This is a genomic window from Undibacterium pigrum, assembly GCF_003201815.1.
Lineage (GTDB): Bacteria > Pseudomonadota > Gammaproteobacteria > Burkholderiales > Burkholderiaceae_D > Undibacterium > Undibacterium pigrum.
The window spans coordinates 17540-36720 of record NZ_QJKB01000020.1; the positions used below are offsets into that span (position 1 = coordinate 17540).

Consider the following 19181-nt stretch of genomic DNA (forward strand, 5'->3'; position numbering starts at 1 on the left):
TTACTCAAATCAAAAATCATGATCAAACAAGCCCTCATTTCCGTCTCCGACAAGACAGGTGTGCTCGAATTTGCACGTGAATTGTCTGCGCTCGGTGTCAAGCTCTTGTCCACGGGTGGCACAGCCAAACTGCTGGCTGACAATGGCCTGCCTGTTACCGAAGTGGCTGACTACACCGGCTTTCCCGAGATGCTCGATGGCCGTGTCAAGACCCTGCACCCTAAAGTGCATGGCGGCATTCTGGCACGCCGTGATTTTCCTGAACATGTGGCAGCACTGGAGCAACATGGCATCCCTACCATAGATATGGTGGTGGTCAACCTGTACCCGTTCCAGCAAACTGTCGCCAAGGGCGAATGTTCACTCGAAGATGCGATAGAAAATATCGACATCGGTGGCCCTACGATGTTGCGCTCTTCTGCCAAGAACCACAAGGACGTGACTGTCATTGTCGATCCGGCTGATTATGCCGTGGTACTGGCAGAGATGAAGGCGAATCAAAACGTCGTCAGCTATGACACCAAGTTTACGCTGGCAAAAAAAGTATTTGCTCATACCGCGCAATACGATGGTGCCATCACAAACTACCTGACCAGTCTGGGTGAAGACAAGGCGCACACCACACGCAGCGCCTATCCACAAACCCTGAACCTGCATTTTGAAAAAGTGCAGGAAATGCGCTACGGTGAAAACCCGCATCAGTCTGCCGCCTTCTATCGCGACCTGAAGTCTCTTGAGGGCTCCCTGGCCAACTACAAGCAATTGCAAGGCAAGGAACTGTCTTACAACAATATCGCCGATGCCGATGCCGCATGGGAATGCGTGAAGTCGTTCGCTGAATCTGCCTGCGTCATCGTCAAGCATGCCAATCCTTGTGGCGTAGCCCTGGGTGCGACACCGTTTGAATCTTATAGCAAGGCTTTGCAGACTGACCCGACTTCTGCGTTTGGCGGCATCATTGCCTTCAACCGCGAACTCGATGGCAAGGCTGCTGAAATCGTCGCCAAGCAATTCGTTGAAGTGCTGATCGCGCCATCTTTCACTGCCGAAGCGAAACAGATTTTTGCAGCAAAACAAAACGTACGTCTGCTGGAAATTTCTCTGGGTGACGGCTTCAATCAATACGATATGAAACGTGTTGGCGGTGGCTTGCTGGTACAGGCACCGGATGCCAAAAACGTCTTGCAGGAAGAACTGCGTGTCGTCTCGAAATTGCAGCCAACTCCACAACAAATGGCTGACATGATGTTCGCCTGGCGCGTGGCCAAGTATGTCAAATCAAACGCCATCGTCTTCTGCGGCAATGGCATGACGCTGGGTGTAGGCGCTGGCCAGATGAGCCGCATAGACTCCGCCCGCATCGCCTCGATCAAGGCACAGAATGCTGGTTTGACCTTGACTGGTTCTGCAGTAGCGTCTGATGCCTTCTTCCCCTTCCGCGATGGTCTGGATGTGGTAGTGGATGCAGGTGCAACTTGCGTGATCCACCCGGGTGGCTCCATGCGTGACCAGGAAGTGATAGATGCTGCGGATGAACGTGGTGTGGTGATGGTTTATACCGGTACACGTCATTTCCGTCATTGATGCGAGATTGATGTATTAAATGATATATGTGCGGCCCTGATTATTCAGGGCCGTTTTTATCGCAAATGCATTATTGCTGGCGACACCACGTCAGCACTGCTGCCAAGTACAACAGCTCAACAATACGCATTGTCCATAACTTGCTGGTAATAGCCATATGCGATAATGCCGCCTAACACAAGATGGCTACAAGGCAGCACTATATTGCCGTGCCGAAGAATTCCCACAGGATGCATGACGAATGATTTATCTGAGCAAGACGACATTGTCTACCATAACTTGCGCCGCACTAATGGCCCTGAGTTTGTGGCCTGCCAGCTATGTATCGGCCTCAGAACCTGATCATCCCTCCAACCAACAGAATTACAGTGCTGACTTGATAGAAACTACCAGGCTTGCTGAAGAAGGCAATGCCGCTGCACAGTTCAAGTTGGCGGGCATGTATTTTGAAGGCCGGGGCGTGGTCAAAGACTTGCAGCAAGCCGCACTTTGGTTTCGCAAAGCGGCTGACCAAGGAAATGTCACTGCACAGCACAACCTTGGCTGGATGTATGAAAACGGCATTGGCTTCTCCAAGGATTTGCAACAAGCTTTCAATTGGTATCTGAAAGCCGCGCAGCAGGGAAATGCGAGTGCTCAGAATAATCTGGCTGTGCTTTACAGAACTGGCAGGGGTGTAGGTAAGGACGAACAACAGGCGGCCCAGTGGTACCGCAAAGCAGCCGATCAGGGAAACGCAAAAGCGCAGTACAGCCTTGCCTGGCTGTATCAAACGGGAAGTGGTTTGCCCAAGGATGTACAACAGGCTGTTCACTGGTATTTGAAGGCTGCGCAACAAGGAGATGTGGATGCGCAAAATAATCTCGGCGTCATCTATCAAGATGGCCTGGAAGAGGTAACAAAGGATGAACAGCAAGCCGTGAACTGGTACCGCAAAGCAGCAGACCAGGGACTTTCCTCTGCACAGACCAGCATGGGGCTAATGTATTTCGAAGGACGCGGAGTAAGCAAAGATTATCAGCAAGCGGCTCTTTGGTATCGCAAAGCGGCCGATCAGGGAAATGCCAGAGCGATGTTCAGCCTGGGCTGGATGCACCTCGAAGGCCAGGGTGTACCGAAGGATGAGCAGAAAGCGTTGAGCTTTTACCGCCATGCGGCTGATCAGGGATATGACAGGGCGCAACACAGCATGGGCTGGATGTACCAAACTGGTTCTGGCCTGTCCAAAGATATGCAACAAGCGGCCTACTGGTATCTGAAGGCCGCCCAACAGGGGAACAAGGAAGCGCAAAACAATCTGGCCGTGCTCTACCTGAATGGCCAGGATGGGTTGAAAAAGGACGAACGGCAAGCTGCACTTTGGTTTCGCAAAGCGGCTGACCAAGGAAATATCACTGCACAGTACAATCTTGGCTGGATGTATGAGAATGGCAATGGATTACCCAAGGATGCTAAGCAGGCTGCAGATTGGTATCTGAAGGCCGCGCAGCAGGGAAATGCGAATGCGCAGATTAATCTGGGCGTGATCTACCAACGTGGCGATGCTGGAGTGAAAAAGGATGAGCAGCAAGCCTTGAACTGGTACCGCAAAGCAGCCGATCAAGGAAACGCCAGTGCACAATATAATCTTGGCTTGATGTATCAGAATGGTAATGGCTTGTCCAAGGATGCGCAACAGGCCATCCAATGGTATCTGAGGGCCGCGCAACAAGATCATATGGACGCGCAAAATAATCTGGGCTACATCTACCAGTATGGTCAGGACGGAGTAAAAAAAGACGACAAGCAAGCCGTGAGCTGGTACCGCAAAGCAGCGGACCAAGGGCATTCAGCTGCGCAGACCAGCATGGGGCTAATGTATTTCGAAGGCCGCGGTGTAGCTAAAGACCATCAGCAAGCAGCAAGCTGGTACCGCAAAGCCGCAGATCAGGGAAATGCCAGGGCGCAATCGAGTTTGGGCTGGCTATACGAGTCTGGCAATGGCGTGCCCAAGGATGCGCAACAAGCAGCCTATTGGTACCTGAAGGCAGCGCAGCAAGGAAATGCAGGGGCGCAGAATAATCTGGGGGGACTCTATCAAAGTGGTTCGGGCGTAAGCAAGGATGAACAAGAAGCGGCAGTCTGGTATCGCATGGCGGCAGATCAGGGCAATGTCAGCGCACAGTTGAGCCTGGGTGAAATGTATGCTAATGGACGCGGTGTGCCTAAGGATGAACAGCAAGCAGTGAGTTGGTACCGCAAAGCCGCCGACCAGGGAAATGCCAAGGCGCAATTTAGCCTTGGCTCGATGTATCACACTGGTTTTTTTGTGACCAAAGATGCGCAGCAGGCAGTGCACTGGTATCGCCTGGCTGCCTTGCAGGAAATGTCCATAGCACAAACGATGCTGGGTGGCATGTACCTGGCAGGTGTCGGCGTACCTGAGAATTTGTCTCAAGCTGCATTCTGGTTTCGACAGGCAGCCAACCAGGGGGCCGCAGATGCAGAATACATTCTGGGGATGGCGTATGTCACTGGCAAAGGCGTGCCAGAAGACTGGCGACAAGGGGCGATCTGGCTGCGTCGCGCTGCTGAACAAAATTATTCCAATGCGCAGCACCTGCTGGCTGTGCTGTATCTCTCTCGCAAAGAATCACCCGATGACGGCAAACAAGCTCTTTATTGGCTGCGCAAAGCAGCAGAACGCGGCGACGCCAATGCACAACTCGACCTGGGCAGGATCTACGCCAGTGGCAAAATCTTGAATATAGACAGGCGCGCTGCTGCCAGCACCGTTGCCAGCCCACTTGACCAGGCCTGGGACAAGGCACAGAAAGACCTGGCGGCAACGATTGGTGAAGTGGCAGGTGTAGCCAGAGATGAAGAGGCCGCCTATTTCTGGACCATGCTATCTCTTGCCAACGGCAATCAAGTTGCACGCGACTATTTACCCCCGCTGGTAGCAGTCTTGCCCGCTGAGAGCAAAAGCAAAGTCGATGCAGAGGTCAAAGCCTGGAAACCAGTGAAATAAGAGCTGACAGCTGTGATGACGATGACTGCCAGCCAGCATGCACTCATGCCTGAAATACCATGATGTCTTCATCGTCGGGTAGCAACACCGGATTGTGTCAGTTGGCGAGGGGCAGGCTTCAATAGCGGCTACAAATACCGCTGGAACTCAGGCCGCTCAACATTGCATTTCCATGCTCACACATATCCTGCAAAGATCGAACGCCATAAGCAATTACTCACTTACATAGCGAGCAATAAAACTCGCTCACTGATACGTTATACTCTTCAGCAATAATTGCTGTAGCAGCACAGCATCACATCTAATCCATACTCAGAAGCCCTCATGAAAATCCTAGGCATAGACCCCGGCTTGCGCACCACCGGTTTTGGCGTCATCCATAAACAGGGTAGCAAGCTGACATATATCGCCTCGGGCACAATCAAGACTATTGATGGCACTTTACCCGAGCGTTTGAAGACCATACTGGCAGGCGTCTCAGAAATAGTACGTACTTACCAGCCAGATTGCGCGGCCATAGAAAAAGTCTTCGTCAACGTCAATCCGCAATCCACCCTGTTGCTGGGACAAGCCCGGGGCGCGGCGATTTGTGCACTGGTGGCAGCAGATCTGGCGGTGGCAGAATACACGGCGTTGCAGGTCAAGCAAGGCGTGGTTGGTCATGGCCGTGCCAGGAAAGAACAGGTGCAGGACATGGTACAGCGCCTGCTGGCTTTGTCCGGTTTGCCTGGCAGCGATGCTGCCGATGCGCTGGGTGTGGCGATTTGTCATGCCCATAGTGGCGATACCCTGGCGACGCTTGGTGCAATTGCGCCTGGACTGGCAAAGAAGGGCTTGCGCGTCAAGGGTGGCCGCCTGGTCGGTTAGCTGCAACCAGATATCATTTCATTGCAGCATTGCAATATCGCAATATCCATATAATTTCCCCGCATTTGCCTCGTCAAACGCGCCAGAATCGTTTACTATCACTGCTTATTCATACAGTATGGAAGCAGTCTCATGATAGGTCGCATTGCAGGTACTCTGATAGAAAAGAATCCTCCGCAATTGCTGGTCGATTGCCAGGGCGTAGGCTATGAGGTCGACGTGCCCATGAGTACTTTCTATAACCTGCCACATCTGGGTGAAAAAGTAGTCTTACTGACGCATCTGGCGATACGCGAAGACGCCCATGTACTGTTTGGTTTTGGTACGGCTGAAGAACGCAGCACTTTCAAGCAATTGATCAAAATCAGCGGCGTCGGTGCCCGCACTGCTCTATCCATTTTGTCCGGTATGTCGGTAGCCGACCTGGCGCAGGCAATCACCCTGCAGGAAGCCGGAAGCCTGACCCGCGTACCTGGGATAGGCAAAAAAACTGCTGAACGTTTACTGCTTGAACTCAAAGGCAAGCTGGGTGCTGACCTGGGTAATGCGACTGCAGCACTGGCAGCAGGTGACCATAGTGCCGACATCCTGAATGCCTTGCAAGCCCTCGGTTATTCTGACAAGGAAGCCTTGCTGGCAATGAAGTCCGTGCCCGCAGGTAGTGGCGTCTCTGATGGCATCAAGCTGGCATTGAAAGCATTGTCCAAGGGTTAAGCGATGACGATACAGACTGACAATCTTTCTTCCAGCTTCAGCGAGCCGCGCATTATCTCGGCCACACCCAGCTCGCCCAATGAAGAAGCGATAGAACGCGCCCTGCGCCCCAAGCAGCTTGATGAATATGTGGGCCAGGAAAAAATACGCGGGCAGCTGGAAATTTTTATCACGGCAGCAAGACAGCGCAGTGAAGCACTTGACCATACCTTGCTGTTTGGCCCGCCAGGCCTGGGTAAAACCACGCTGGCGCATATCATTGCGCGTGAGATGGGTGTCAACCTGCGCCAGACTTCTGGCCCGGTGCTGGAACGTGCCGGCGACCTGGCTGCCCTGCTGACGAATCTGGAAGCCAATGATGTGCTCTTCATTGATGAGATACATCGTTTATCGCCAGTAGTAGAAGAGATTTTGTATCCGGCGCTGGAAGATTACCAGATCGATATCATGATAGGCGAAGGCCCGGCGGCCCGCTCTGTGAAACTGGATTTGCAGCCTTTTACTCTGGTCGGTGCAACCACCCGCGCAGGCATGTTGACCAATCCGCTGCGTGACCGTTTTGGTATCGTCGCCCGCCTGGAATTTTATACGCCAGAAGAATTGACCAAGATCGTAACCCGCTCAGCGTCACTGCTGGGTGCACCGATACAGGCAGATGGCGCGCGTGAAATCGCCAAGCGCGCACGTGGCACACCGCGTATTGCCAACCGCCTGTTGCGGCGTGTCCGTGATTATGCCGAGGTCAAGGGCAATGGCGAAATCACCAAGGGTATTGCTGATGCTGCCCTGAAAATGCTGGATGTCGATGCCGTTGGCTTTGACCTCATGGACAGAAAACTGCTGGAAGCCATCCTCTTTAAATTTGGTGGTGGCCCGGTAGGTCTGGACAACGTCGCCGCTGCGATAGGCGAAGAACGCGACACCATAGAAGATGTACTGGAACCCTATCTGATACAACAGGGTTTTTTGCAACGCACGCCCAGAGGCAGGATAGCAACGCCGTCCGCGTATGAGCATTTTGGCGTGACCATGCCCAGATCGGGCAATAACGGTGACTTATGGGGCGGTAGCTGATACTTAAGCCTCTCCATGGTTTGTGCTCAATCCAACCGAACTTGATGCCATGTCCTTACTAGCCGAACAGCATGCCTACACCTTTCTTGAAGCCAGGGCACGTACCCAGCATGTCAACCCTCTGAGCTGGCAATTTGAATTAAGCATAGCGGATGCTTATGACATTGCCAAAGCATCCGACACCATACGTGCTGCGGAAGGCGAAGTGCGTATAGGCCGCAAACTGGGATTTACCAACCGCAAGCTGTGGACCAAGTATGGTGAAAAAGCCGCCATACGAGAGCCTATCTGGAGCAGCCTGTTTGACAGCACGGTGCGCTATGTAGAAGACAATCATGCCTACCAAAGCCTGACTGGTGCACTGCAACCGCGCATAGAACCAGAAGTGGTATTCAAGCTGGGCAGGACTCCTGCTGCCGACGCCTGCATAGAAGAGCTGGCAGATTGCCTGGAATGGATGGCGCATGGCATAGAAATCGTCGTCAGCCCCTACCCTGACTGGAAGTTTGAGGCAGCCGATGCGATAGCAGCACTGGGCTTGCATGGCACCCTGCTGATAGGTGAGCCGCGCATTTTATCGAGTGCCAGCCGCCTGCATCTGGCAGAACTGCTGGCCAATGCCAGCGTCTCGCTGTCATGCGATGGCACTTTGCTGAGCGCTGGTTATGGCAGCAATGTGCTGGACAGCCCCTTGCATGCGATCTGGCATCTGCATGGTCTGCTGCAAAAGCAACCGCAATTTTCTCCTTTGCAAGCTGGTGAAATCATTACTACCGGCACCTGGACTGATGCCTACCCTGTGCAGGCCGGGCAAACCTGGGGGACGGCATTCTCTGGAATACCCTTGCCAGGCCTGAGTGTCAGTTTTGCATAAAAGTCGCTAACAGTCTGGCAATAGCAGTTAATTTCCAGATATCTCATCATCGCTAAATATAAAAGGCTGACATGAAAATGTCAGCCTTTTATATTTACGGGGCAAAGCGTAGAGCCGCTCAGGAAACGATTTATTACCCCTTGCCATACCCAAGCCTTCAAAACGAGAAAAAGCACCCCTGAGGGTGCTTTTTCAGCCTTGCAAAGCTCTTTGAATACTGACCTAAGTCAGCATTACATTAGAACTTGTGACGGATACCAACGTTAACCAGACGAACTGTTGCGCCGTTAGGTACTGGTTTGAATGTTGCTGAAGAGTCAGCGCTACCCAGGTTGATGTTTGCGTCGTTAGTTGCGCGGGAAACGGATGTGTACAGGTTAGTACGTTTGGACAGGGAGTATGTGTAACCCAGAGCCAATTGTGTACCGTTTGCAGCTTTCAACAAACTGTTTTGGTTAGTGGAACGGATGTAGCTGGCGATGATGTTGCCAGAACCAACTGGTACTGTTGCACCCAGCAACCATACGCGACGATCCAGAGCTGCTGCACCTGCGCCGTCATCTTTGATGGAAGAGAAACCAGCGTGTGCTGTTACAACGTCAAAGTTGTAAGTACCAGCCAGCAAGTAGCTCTTAGTTGCATTGGAACCGTTAGCATTTTGTGCATTGCTGTAAGCCAGTTCAGCAAAAACAGGACCAGCAGCGTATGCGCCAGAGAAGCCGATGTAACGGCCAGCAGTTGTGTTACCAGCAACTTCACCGAAGCCATAAGCAACAGTACCTGTGAAACCACCCAGGTTAGCTGTAGAGTATGTTGCGGAGTTGTTCATACGAACGCCACCGTGGTCGAAGTAAGCTGCAGCGCCCAGGCCGGATGTACCACTACCTGCTGTACCACTAGTGATACCAGTACCGAACGGATCGAAGCTGTCGATCGCGATAAATGCTGGTGTGTATTGACGGCCGAAGTTAACCGCACCGAAATCACCAGACAAACCTACGAATGCTTGACGACCGAAAGCACGGCCACCTTGAGCAGAGCTACCTGTATCAGCATTGATACCCATTTCCAATTGGAAATTGGCTTTCAGACCGCCACCCAGGTCTTCAGAGCCTTTAAAGCCCAGACGGGAACCGGATTGAATACCACTATCCAGACCCAGAGTAGAGCCAGCAGGATCGCCAGTGTTTTGATGTTGCAAGGCCATATCTACAACACCGTAGATAGTTACGGAAGATTGAGCTTGTGCTGTACCAGCAACAGCAGCCAAAACTGACAGAGCGATGAGTGATTTTTTCATTGATATTTCTCCAAAGGATTTCACATTAATATGAACTACATTAAGCACAATTCGCGTAAAACAGAGCCAAAAACTTGATCGTACGAAACGCGCTAATACTTAAGAACCGACAAGACCGCTAAAAAGAAGTTAACGTATTTGACCAAAAATGGTGTTAGACAGCCAAGCTAAATCGGCTTTTGGGAGGAATATGGAGTGATTATGTCTCGGATAAGCAACAAAAATTGCCACAAAAGAAAGTATTCTAGTGCAATTAAAACAAGCTTTACCGTGTGAAACTATTGCCAGAAATTACATATTTACAAATAAAATGAAGCGAAAACGAAATTGCAAAGGTCGCGCAAGCGACCTTTGCAAGAAAAAACAAACTTTTTACAATTAGAATGCGTGCAATACGCCTACTGCTGTACGGGTTGCAGAGCTGTTACCTGCACCGATGATGCCCAGAGCCAAGGATACATCTTGCGCATTAACAGAACCAGCTTTTGCGTAAGTCAAAGAAGCGTAGGCTGTTGTGCGTTTGCTAAATGCATATTTACCCAGCAGGATGTATTGATCTGCCTTGCCTTCGATATCGCCCGAACGCTTGGTATTGTAGTAAGCAGTCGTCAATGTCATTTGATCAGACAAACTGAAGTCTGCACCCAGACCGATCACAGCCAGTTTACGACCGTTTGCACTTGGCAAAGCATCGATCTTGATATTGCCGTCAACTTTGGTGTGTGCATAAGTACCGCGCAGCATCACAGTTGGCGCCACTTTGAATTTCGCACCACCTGCCCAGCCAGCCAGATAGGCAGCACCGGAATTGTCTTTCAATTTAGCGTATGACAGAGCAGCACCGTTTGTGCCATCAGTAAAGAAGCCAGACAAACCAGCATAGTTGCTTGCTGTGTTATCACCTGCTTTTTCACCAAAGCCATACATCAGTGCGCCGCCGAAACCGGACATCAAAGGAGAAACATATTTGATGGAGTTATTTTGACGCAGTGCTGTACCGCCCTGGTTAGTACCGAAACCACCAAAGAATGCACCAGCATTCAGGGCACTGAACATCACGTTAGGATTGGAACCTGCGTGTGCCAGACTGATAGGATCAGCCAGACCTACAGAGTCCACACCCAGAATATTGTTACGACCCAGAGTCACAGAGCCGAAATCACCAGACAAGCCTACCCATGCCAGACGATCAAACAGGGAAGTATTATTACCTGTCTGGTTAAATACGTTACCACCGAAACCGGCACCGGCTGTACCAGTATCGTTGGCCAGTGTGCCTTCCAGATTGAAGTTTGCTTTCAAACCGCCACCCAGGTCTTCAGAACCTTTAATACCCCAACGGGAGGTCAGTAACTGACCAGCGTCCATGGAGAATTTGGAACCACCAGTAGGTGTTTGATTGGTAGTGGCGACAACCGCTGCATCCACGATACCGTAGATGATGACGGAATTTTGTGCTGAAGCTGTTGCTGCAAATGCGCTCAAAACTGCGAATGCCAGTATCGATTTTTTCATTGAAAGCGTCTCCAAAATTATTAAAATTATGCGGCCATACCCGGTTACCAGTCAGCCATTTATACTCTATTCAGTCTTGCCAAGACTTCGAAACCTGCTGATTAAGAAGCTAGATTCCATTGAAACAAAATAAAAGAAATTGGGCAAAGAGAATTTGCGAACGATCGTATTTAAGCAAATTTTATGTGGCGTTATCGCAACAAGCATCTACTTTCTTATTATGACAATCACAATGTTTTTGTTGCACTTGCGGAAGATCACATTCAATAGCGATGCCTGTCAGCAAATTCTGCATCTGGCCTATAATTCACCCTATCGCCGCAGCAAGGCCCGACATTGGTCACATAATGGTCCATGGCGGCTTGCCTGACACAATTTCTGCAGAAGAATAATATGAACCTATTGCCATTAGACCGCTTTATCCTGCGTATTGACCGTGCTTTGCAGGTAGTCAGCAATCAGGCACGCACACGACGCAGCAACCCGGCACAGAATGTCGATGAAGCGGAAATGTCCGAGCAAGAAAAAACACACGCAGCAGGTCTGATGCGCGTCAACCATGTAGGTGAGATATGCGCCCAGGCTTTGTATGACGCACAGGGAGCGTTTGCGAAAACAGAAGAAATTCGCCAGCAGTTTTATCAATCAGGCATAGAAGAAGAAGACCACCTGGCCTGGACTGCAAACCGTCTGAAAGAATTAAATTCACACACCAGCCTGATGAACCCGCTCTGGTACGCTGGCGCTTATGCCTGCGGTGTACTGGCCGCAAAAAGTGGCGATGCGTTAAGTCTGGGATTTGTGGTGGAGACTGAAAAACAGGTGGCAGCCCATCTGGAAAGCCATCTGCAAAAGCTGCCTGAGCAAGATGCCAGATCACGCGCCATAGTCGAACAAATGCGCGATGATGAAATTGCTCACGGTGCAGCGGCCCAGGCACTGGGTGCCAGCGCCCTGCCTGCTCCGGTTCAGGCAGGCATGAAGCTGATGGCCAGGGTCATGACGACAACGGCTTACTATATTTGAGCAATTAGTTGAGCAATTAGTTGAGCAGTTAGTTGAGCAGTTAGTCCGGCAGCCCTATTTTTATTGCAACGGAAAATCTGATAAAAAAGCGCAGGGTGATTTATTCACTCTGCGCTTTTTTGCTTTGACAGCCCTTTTATATTTTCTCCAGCTTCGCAACACTCAGGTCCAGCTCCTTCATCCCGAATTTACCGAAATTGATCTGGGCACGCAGGCTGCCGCTACCACCACCGCCATTCAGATTCACAATCACGCCTTCACCAAATTTTGCATGCTCCACATTCTGGCCTATGCGCCAGCTCATGCTGTTATCACTCTTCTTGAAAGTCTGGGCGATACGATTGGCGGCATCATCCGGCGCTTCATCCCAGGCGGATTTTTTATTGCCGAACCAGGTGGGCTGTACACGCGGCGTCAACCATTTCAATGATTCTTCCGGCAGTTCATCAAGGAAGCGTGAACGCATGTTGTAACGGGTTTGTCCATGCAACATGCGGGTTTGTGAAAAACTCAGGTACAGGCGCTTGCGGGCACGGGTAATCGCCACATACATAAGGCGACGTTCTTCTTCCACGCCACTTTCTTCCTGCGCACTGTTCTCATGTGGGAACAAGCCCTCCTCCAGACCAGTGATGAATACCGCATCAAACTCCAGGCCCTTGGCGGAATGCACGGTCATCAACTGCATGGCATCTTGCCCGGCTTGCGCCTGGTTATCTCCCGCTTCGAGAGAAGCATGTGAGAGGAAGGCAGACAGCGGTGACATCACCGTTGGCAAGGCCGCATCGGCATCGATGATCTGATCACCATTCCCGCTGTCGAGCAAGACTGCAGCGCTGCTGGCAGGGCCGGCAAAGGCAGGCGCTTCTTTATTGAAACCTTCTTCTGAAACAAACAGCGTAGCAGCACTGACAAGCTGCTCCAGATTTTCTATACGGTCTGCGCCCTCTTTTTCAGTCTGGTAATGTGTCAGCAGGCAGCTGACTTCCAGCACGATCTTGACCATCTCTGGCAAGGGCAGGTTCTGGGTTTCAAAACGCGCACCTTCGATCAATTTGACGAAATTCGCCAGAGAAGAACCCGCCTTGCCCGCCACATAAGGTACTGCGGCATACATGGAAATATTCTGCTGTCTGGCGACATCCTGCAATTGCTCCAGCGAGCGCGCACCTATGCCACGTGTAGGGAAATTCACCACACGCAAGAAAGCAGAATCATTGTGCGGGTTATCCATCAATTGCAGATAGGCGATGGCATGCTTGATCTCGGCGCGTTCAAAGAAGCGCTGGCCGCCGTACACGCGGTAAGGGATATTTGCCGTGAACAGCGCATGCTCAATCACCCGCGATTGCGCATTCGAGCGATACAGTATCGCGATCTCGCTACGCAGCGAACCTTCACGTATCAGGTTTTTTGCCTCTTCTATGATCCAGTTGGCTTCCTGGATATCACTACTGGATTCCATGATGCGCACTGGCTCACCATGGCCGGCATCGGTACGCAAATTCTTGCCGAGTCGTTTGCTGTTGTGCTCGATAAGCACGTTGGCACTGTCAAGAATATGGCCATGCGAGCGGTAATTCTGTTCCAGCTTGATCAGGTTCTGTACCTGAAATTCACGCTCAAAAGCCGACATATTGCCGACGTTGGCACCACGGAAGGCATAGATACTCTGGTCGTCATCACCAACGGCAAACACCGCGCCGCCTTTTTTGCCGCCCTCACCCGCCATCAACTTCAGCCACTTGTATTGCAGGTCATTGGTATCCTGAAACTCATCGACGAGGATATGACGGAAGCGATCCTGATAATGTTCACGCAGAGGCTGGTTACGGCTCAGCAATTCATAAGTACGCAATAAGAGTTCAGCAAAATCGACGACGCCTTCGCGCTGGCACTGGCTGTCATACAAATCATACAGACCAACCAGCTTGCGGTTAAAGTCATCATAGGCATCGACCTGTGCTGCCCGCAAACCCTGGTCTTTGGCACCATTGATGAAATACATCAGCGTCTTGGGCGGGAATTTTTCATCATCGATATTGTTGGCCTTGAGCAAACGCTTGATGAAGGATAGCTGGTCGCCAGAATCAAGAATCTGGAAAGTCGATGGCAAACCAGCATCGCGGTGATGAGCGCGCAAGAGGCGGTTACACAAACCGTGGAAAGTACCTATCCACATGCCGCGTGTATTAATCGGCAACATCGCGGACAAACGCGTCAGCATCTCCTTGGCGGCCTTGTTGGTAAAGGTCACCGCCAGGATACCACCGGGCGAGACCTGGCCAGTCTGTATCAGCCAGGCGATGCGGGTAGTCAGCACACGTGTCTTGCCGGAACCGGCACCAGCCAAAATCAGGGCAGACTGCGCTGGCAGCGTCACGGCAGCGAGTTGTTCGGGATTTAAGTTGTGGAGTAAATTTTGCATAGACAGATTATACGGGACTATGCACAGGACAATATAAGAGACAATTTACGAGACAATGCGCATGTCTGTTAGCAGGACTAAGGGCTCAGCACTTAAAGACTGAACTCGCCAGGCAAAAATTATTATGGCAGTAAAATGTGGAGTATTGACAACCCTGGCCAAAGCCACAGATAATCAAACATCAATTAGGCCATTATCACTATGCAAACTCAAGTCAAAGATCAACCACACGCGCAAGGCAATACTGCTTTGTGTATGGTCTTTGCTAAAGCCAAGAAACAGACGCTCATCTGACCGGGGCGTGCTGTCCCGTCAGGTGAGCTGACAGGATGGCAAAACGGTTTTCTTCCCTTGCACTCCATGTCAACTGCCGACGGGCCTTTTACCGGTCCACAGGAGAACAGGCATGTCCAGCAGCATTAGCAATTCCAGCAACAGGCATTTAGAGCGCCCACCTCAGGCCAGACGAACGGATTTTTCCGGCATCTGGGTCGCCCTGGTAACACCATTTTGTGCCAGCACAGTAGCAGAAGTGGATTTCCTGGCCTTGCAGGCCCTGGCCAGCAAGCTCATATCTGAAGGCGTGACCGGTCTGGTCGTCTGTGGCTCTACCGGCGAAGCCGCAGCGCTCAGCGCAGAAGAGCAGTTGCAAGTGCTCGATGCCGTACTGGCCGTCGTCCCCGCAAACCAGGTCATCATGGGTTTAAGTGGCAATCATATGCAGCAGGTCATGCACAGGCTGGCACAGACAGGGCAAAGACAGCTTGCCGGTGTTCTGGTCACACCGCCTTACTACATTAGGCCATCACAAGCAGGCATCCTGCATTATTTCAATGAAATTGCCGATGCCTCAGCAGTGCCAGTGCTGCTGTATAACATTCCCTACCGCACGGGTGTGAATATGGAGCTGGCAACCATACAGCAACTGGCAAAACATCCCAATATTGTCGCCATCAAGGATTGCGGTGGCAATCTGCAAGCCACCATGCAGCTCATCATCGATGGTGATATCCAGGTACTGGCCGGGGAAGACCATCAGCTGTTTTCTACCCTGTGCCTTGGTGGCGCAGGTGGCATACTGGCATCTGCCCATATACGCCCTGACCTGCTCCTGCGCTTGCAGGCACACATCAGCACTGGCCAGCTTGAACAGGCCAGAACAATTTTTTATCATTTGCTGCCCGTCATGCAGGCGCTTTTTGAAGAACCCAATCCTGCGCCTTTGAAAGCAGCACTGGCAGCATCGGGTACTATGCAAGCCTGCCTGCGTGCCCCCATGCAAACAGCAACTGCAGAAACGACAGAGAAGTTATTACATGCGATGGCACAACTTGAGTTGATCAAATAGATCATTGCACTGCCAGCCGGGGCAAAGGATAATGTGGCTTCACTTATTTCGGTATGAATGACGATGCGCCTGTATCCTTTGCTTGCATTACTGACTGCTACCCTGGTTTTTCATGGTGCACCGGCCTCTGCCATGACCATGCTCAGGTCAAATGACACCTAGATTTTATATGGCAAGGTAGAAGCGGAAGATACCCAGAGATTTCGCCGCAAACTGTCAGCAGGCGAAGTGCGCAATGTTGTGTTGGCTGAAAGCTCCGGCGGTGACCTTGGTGCCGCCTATGCCATCGCCCAGTTTATCAAAGACAGGAAGATCAACACCGCGGTCCAGGGTAATTGCTTCTCTTCTTGCGCCGTCATGTTCATGGCAGGTACAGAGAGGCGCATGCTAGCCAGCAAAAATCTGGCACGAACTCGATTGGGCTTTCATGGACCACACAAAAAGCAAACCCGCGAAGTCAGTACCGAAGGCATACCCAAATTGCGTGAATGGCTTTTAGAAGCAACAAATGGCAAATTCCCGGAAGAATTACTGGATCAGGCCATGTATATCAACCGGGCCGGTGACATGATGTACTTTTACTACCCAGGCGCAAACAGAGCAATCAATATCCGCTTTTGCAAAGAAGCCACGGTAGCGTATCCAGAGCTGTGTGAAACCGTACAAGGCCACGACCTCCTCAGCGTCGGCATCCTGACCACGGCAGAATTACTAAAGGTTGAAGACCTGGAGCCGCAAGCGGCTGCGCCTGCCAGTAAAGAAGCTGAGAGTGAGAAAAAATAAACCCTCTTGCTCTCACTTCTGGCGCCCAGCAAAAAGCCCGGCAAATGCGCGTGCAGATAGTTCAGGCTCTTCTGTCACATACACGCTGCTGATCACTGCCACCATGTCAGCCCCCTGAGCAAGCAGGGGCTGGCAGTTTTCCAGTGTCATGCCGCCGATAACAACATTCGGCACCTCAAATTCTTTTACCGCATCACCGACTATGCTGGCGGGTGTGGTCACTGCATATTTCTTGATGCGTGAAGGGTAGAAGCCACCAAAGGCTATGTAGCTGGCCCCGCCGCTGACAGCAGTACGTGCCAGTTCCAGGTCACCATAACAGGATGCGCCCAGTATCTTGTCAGGCCCCAGTTTTTTCCGCGCATCAGCCACTGAAATGTCTGTGCCGCCTACATGCAAGCCATCAGCATCGATTTCCAGACAGAGCTCCAGATGATCGTTAACGATGAAGGGCTTATTGAAACGACGGCATAATTCCAGCAAGGCCTTTGCCTGGGTCTTACGAAACTCAGGGCTAGCCGTCTTGTGACGGTATTGCACGATATTTGCACCGCCTTGCAAAGCCCTCTCTGTGACTGCCACAAGCTGAGCAGTGTCATCCCAATCCGGAGTGACGACATACAAGCCACTCAATTGATGAGGATTTAATGTTTTCATGATTTCTTCCTTGTGTTCGATATGGGCTGACGCGCCGGAATCAGCTGCCCAGCAGCGATGGCATAGGCATGCTGCAAGCTTTGCTGTGTATAGCTCTGCGCATTTTGCAAAGCTTCTGGCAAAGTCACGCCGATTGCCAGTTGCCCGGCTATCGCCGAGGCCAGAGTGCAACCACTGCCATGAAACTCACCTGGCAAGCGCGGCCATTGCCATTCTTGCGCAGTATGCCACTGTCCATGCTGGAACCAGATATTTTTAACTTGTACTTCTGTTGCATGACCGCCTTTCAGCAAGACATCTGCACCCGTGCTTTGCATCAGGTTCGCAACTTGTGTTTGTATATCGCCTGCTTGCGATGACAGACGCTTTAACTCAGGCAAGTTGGGGGTGATCAGGGTAGCGACCTTTAACAAGGGTTCAATGGCCTGCACGGCATCATCCAGCGATAAACTATCACCATGACCACTACCCAATACCGGGTCAACAATGATGTGCAGATCAGCGTGCTGCTGTTTCATCTTCTGGATAAAACTGGCAATTGCCGTCGCGTTTTTCTTGTGTGCGACGATGCCCAGCTTGATGACTTTGACCGGCATCTTCGCGACCAGGGTCATGGCTTGTTGCAAGATAATCTGTACGTCCACCGCGTGCACGGCATAGGCATGATCATTATCCTGTACCGTCAGCGCAGTAATCACCGGCAAGGCATGTGCACCTTGCGCGGCGATGGCTTCTATATCTGCCTGTATGCCAGCACCACCACTGGGATCATGCCCGGCGAATACCAGCACACAGGGACGTGTTTTCGTTTTCATTCAACGGCTATCAAACGAATATCAAACAATGCGGCCAGCCATGGGAGAGGATGGCGATGCTGCAAACTTGCGCGGCATACGGCCTGCCAGAAAGGCTTCACGCCCGGCTTCCACCGCCAGGCCCATGGCGCGTGCCATGCGCACCGGGTCTTTGGCACCTGCGATGGCGGTGTTCATCAATACACCATCGCAGCCCAGCTCCATGGCGATGGCAGCATCCGATGCCGTACCGACACCAGCATCCACCAGCACCGGCACTTTGGACTGGTCTATGATCAGCGACAGATTCCATGGATTCAAAATACCCATGCCTGAGCCTATCAATGAAGCCAGCGGCATGATGGCAACACAGCCTATGTCTTCCAGCATGCGTGCCTGTATAGGGTCATCACTGCAATACACCATGACATCGAAACCATCCTGCACCAAAGTTTTGGCGGCCTTCAGGGTTTCAGGCATGTTAGGAAACAGGGTTTTCTCATCGCCCAGAACTTCAAGTTTGCACAGCTTGTGACCACCCAGTAATTCACGTCCCAGTTGCAGGGTATAGACTGCGTCCTCAGCGTTATAACAACCGGCCGAATTAGGCAAGATGGTGTATTTACTCGGTGGCACTACATCCAGCAAACTTGGTGCATTCGGGTCCTGCCCTATATTTACTCGGCGGATTGCCACCGTAATGATGTCGGCACCGCTGGCTTCTGTCGCCAGGCGGGTTTGTTCGAGGTCTTTGTATTTACCGCTGCCGACCAGCAGGCGGGAGCGGTAGGTTTTACCGGCTATGGTTAAGCCTTGAGTGTTTTCTGTGTTCATAAAATTCTTTCAAATTTGTGAAGACCAAGTAATACGTCATAGATTGGACAGCACACTGTTAGCGCCGTAGGTTGGGCTACGGTTTACCAGCCCAACACTGGGCCTTGAATCAACATGCACGTTATTTGAATGCACAGTGTTGGGCTGATGATGCGTAGCCCAACCTACACTCATCCACCGCCAATCGCCCTCACCACATCCACCTTGTCATCGACCCGCAACTGATGCTCCGCCCAATGCGACCGCGGAATAATCTGCCGGTTCACAGCGACGGCAATCGCCTGTTGCGACAGGTTCAATTCCGCGATCAGATCAGCCAGCAGCGGGCTCACCAGTTGCCGCTTTTCTCCATTGAGCTGTATCTCCACCATGG

At 51.6% G+C, this 19181-nt stretch carries 16 protein-coding genes; 9 read left to right on the forward strand and 7 right to left on the reverse strand.

Going from position 1 to position 19181, the window contains the following annotated elements; all coding sequences use genetic code 11:
• Positions 1-18 precede the first annotated feature (18 nt).
• From purH to DFR42_RS27230, 6 genes are all read left to right on the forward strand, one after another.
• Positions 19-1584 carry a bifunctional phosphoribosylaminoimidazolecarboxamide formyltransferase/IMP cyclohydrolase gene (purH, locus tag DFR42_RS27205; protein WP_110258222.1) on the forward strand — a complete coding sequence of 522 codons (1566 nt, stop codon included), beginning with the start codon at positions 19-21 and terminating at the stop codon, positions 1582-1584.
• A gap of 265 nt (positions 1585-1849) precedes the next feature.
• Complete coding sequence (locus DFR42_RS27210; protein WP_170133716.1) at positions 1850-4594, forward strand: tetratricopeptide repeat protein; 2745 nt, start codon at positions 1850-1852, stop codon at positions 4592-4594.
• 324 nt (positions 4595-4918) lie between these two features.
• Entirely contained in the window at positions 4919-5461 is a 543-nt protein-coding gene (gene ruvC / locus DFR42_RS27215) for a crossover junction endodeoxyribonuclease RuvC (RefSeq protein ID WP_110258224.1), read from the forward strand.
• Between the two features lie 132 nt (positions 5462-5593).
• On the forward strand, positions 5594-6175 hold the full coding sequence (gene ruvA / locus DFR42_RS27220; RefSeq protein WP_110258225.1) for a Holliday junction branch migration protein RuvA: 582 nt from the start codon (positions 5594-5596) through the stop codon (positions 6173-6175).
• A gap of 3 nt (positions 6176-6178) precedes the next feature.
• The gene (gene ruvB, locus DFR42_RS27225) at positions 6179-7249 is read left to right on the forward strand and encodes a Holliday junction branch migration DNA helicase RuvB (RefSeq protein ID WP_110258226.1); all 1071 of its coding nucleotides are present in this window, start codon (positions 6179-6181) and stop codon (positions 7247-7249) included.
• A 49-nt stretch (positions 7250-7298) separates the two neighbouring features.
• On the forward strand, positions 7299-8123 hold the full coding sequence (locus tag DFR42_RS27230) for a 2-keto-4-pentenoate hydratase (RefSeq protein WP_110258227.1): 825 nt from the start codon (positions 7299-7301) through the stop codon (positions 8121-8123).
• Between the two features lie 238 nt (positions 8124-8361).
• On the opposite strand, the gene DFR42_RS27235 is transcribed toward DFR42_RS27230, so the two are convergent.
• Complete coding sequence (locus DFR42_RS27235) at positions 8362-9423, reverse strand: porin (RefSeq protein WP_110258228.1); 1062 nt, start codon at positions 9421-9423, stop codon at positions 8362-8364.
• Positions 9424-9801: 378 nt separating this feature from the next.
• Positions 9802-10938 (reverse strand): porin, encoded by a 1137-nt coding sequence (locus tag DFR42_RS27240; protein ID WP_110258229.1) that lies wholly within the window; start codon positions 10936-10938, stop codon positions 9802-9804.
• Between the two features lie 393 nt (positions 10939-11331).
• On the opposite strand from DFR42_RS27240, the gene coq7 reads away from it, so the two are divergent.
• Positions 11332-11964, forward strand: coding sequence for a 2-polyprenyl-3-methyl-6-methoxy-1,4-benzoquinone monooxygenase (gene coq7 / locus DFR42_RS27245; protein WP_110258251.1), 633 nt, complete (start codon positions 11332-11334; stop codon positions 11962-11964).
• Between the two features lie 136 nt (positions 11965-12100).
• Here coq7 and DFR42_RS27250 read toward each other — a convergent pair whose 3' ends face one another.
• Positions 12101-14392, reverse strand: coding sequence for a UvrD-helicase domain-containing protein (locus DFR42_RS27250; protein ID WP_110258230.1), 2292 nt, complete (start codon positions 14390-14392; stop codon positions 12101-12103).
• Between the two features lie 406 nt (positions 14393-14798).
• Here DFR42_RS27250 and dapA point away from each other — a divergent pair, with 406 nt between their 5' ends.
• Positions 14799-15740 carry a 4-hydroxy-tetrahydrodipicolinate synthase gene (gene dapA, locus DFR42_RS27255; protein ID WP_110258231.1) on the forward strand — a complete coding sequence of 314 codons (942 nt, stop codon included), beginning with the start codon at positions 14799-14801 and terminating at the stop codon, positions 15738-15740.
• 243 nt (positions 15741-15983) lie between these two features.
• Positions 15984-16523, forward strand: a complete 540-nt coding sequence (locus DFR42_RS27260) for a hypothetical protein (RefSeq protein ID WP_146218985.1) — start codon at positions 15984-15986, stop codon at positions 16521-16523.
• Between the two features lie 12 nt (positions 16524-16535).
• Here the strand turns inward: DFR42_RS27260 and thiE are convergent, their stop codons facing one another.
• The 4 genes from thiE to thiS form a co-directional block, all read right to left on the reverse strand.
• Positions 16536-17180, reverse strand: coding sequence for a thiamine phosphate synthase (gene thiE / locus DFR42_RS27265; protein ID WP_110258233.1), 645 nt, complete (start codon positions 17178-17180; stop codon positions 16536-16538).
• Positions 17177-17995: a bifunctional hydroxymethylpyrimidine kinase/phosphomethylpyrimidine kinase gene (gene thiD, locus DFR42_RS27270; protein WP_110258234.1), complete on the reverse strand. Its 819-nt coding sequence runs from the start codon at positions 17993-17995 to the stop codon at positions 17177-17179. Before thiD ends, thiE begins: the two co-directional genes overlap by 4 nt.
• Positions 17996-18016: 21 nt before the next feature.
• Complete coding sequence (locus tag DFR42_RS27275; RefSeq protein WP_110258235.1) at positions 18017-18808, reverse strand: thiazole synthase; 792 nt, start codon at positions 18806-18808, stop codon at positions 18017-18019.
• Positions 18809-18978: 170 nt separating this feature from the next.
• Positions 18979-19179 carry a sulfur carrier protein ThiS gene (gene thiS / locus DFR42_RS27280; protein ID WP_110258236.1) on the reverse strand — a complete coding sequence of 67 codons (201 nt, stop codon included), beginning with the start codon at positions 19177-19179 and terminating at the stop codon, positions 18979-18981.
• Positions 19180-19181: the final 2 nt, after the last annotated feature.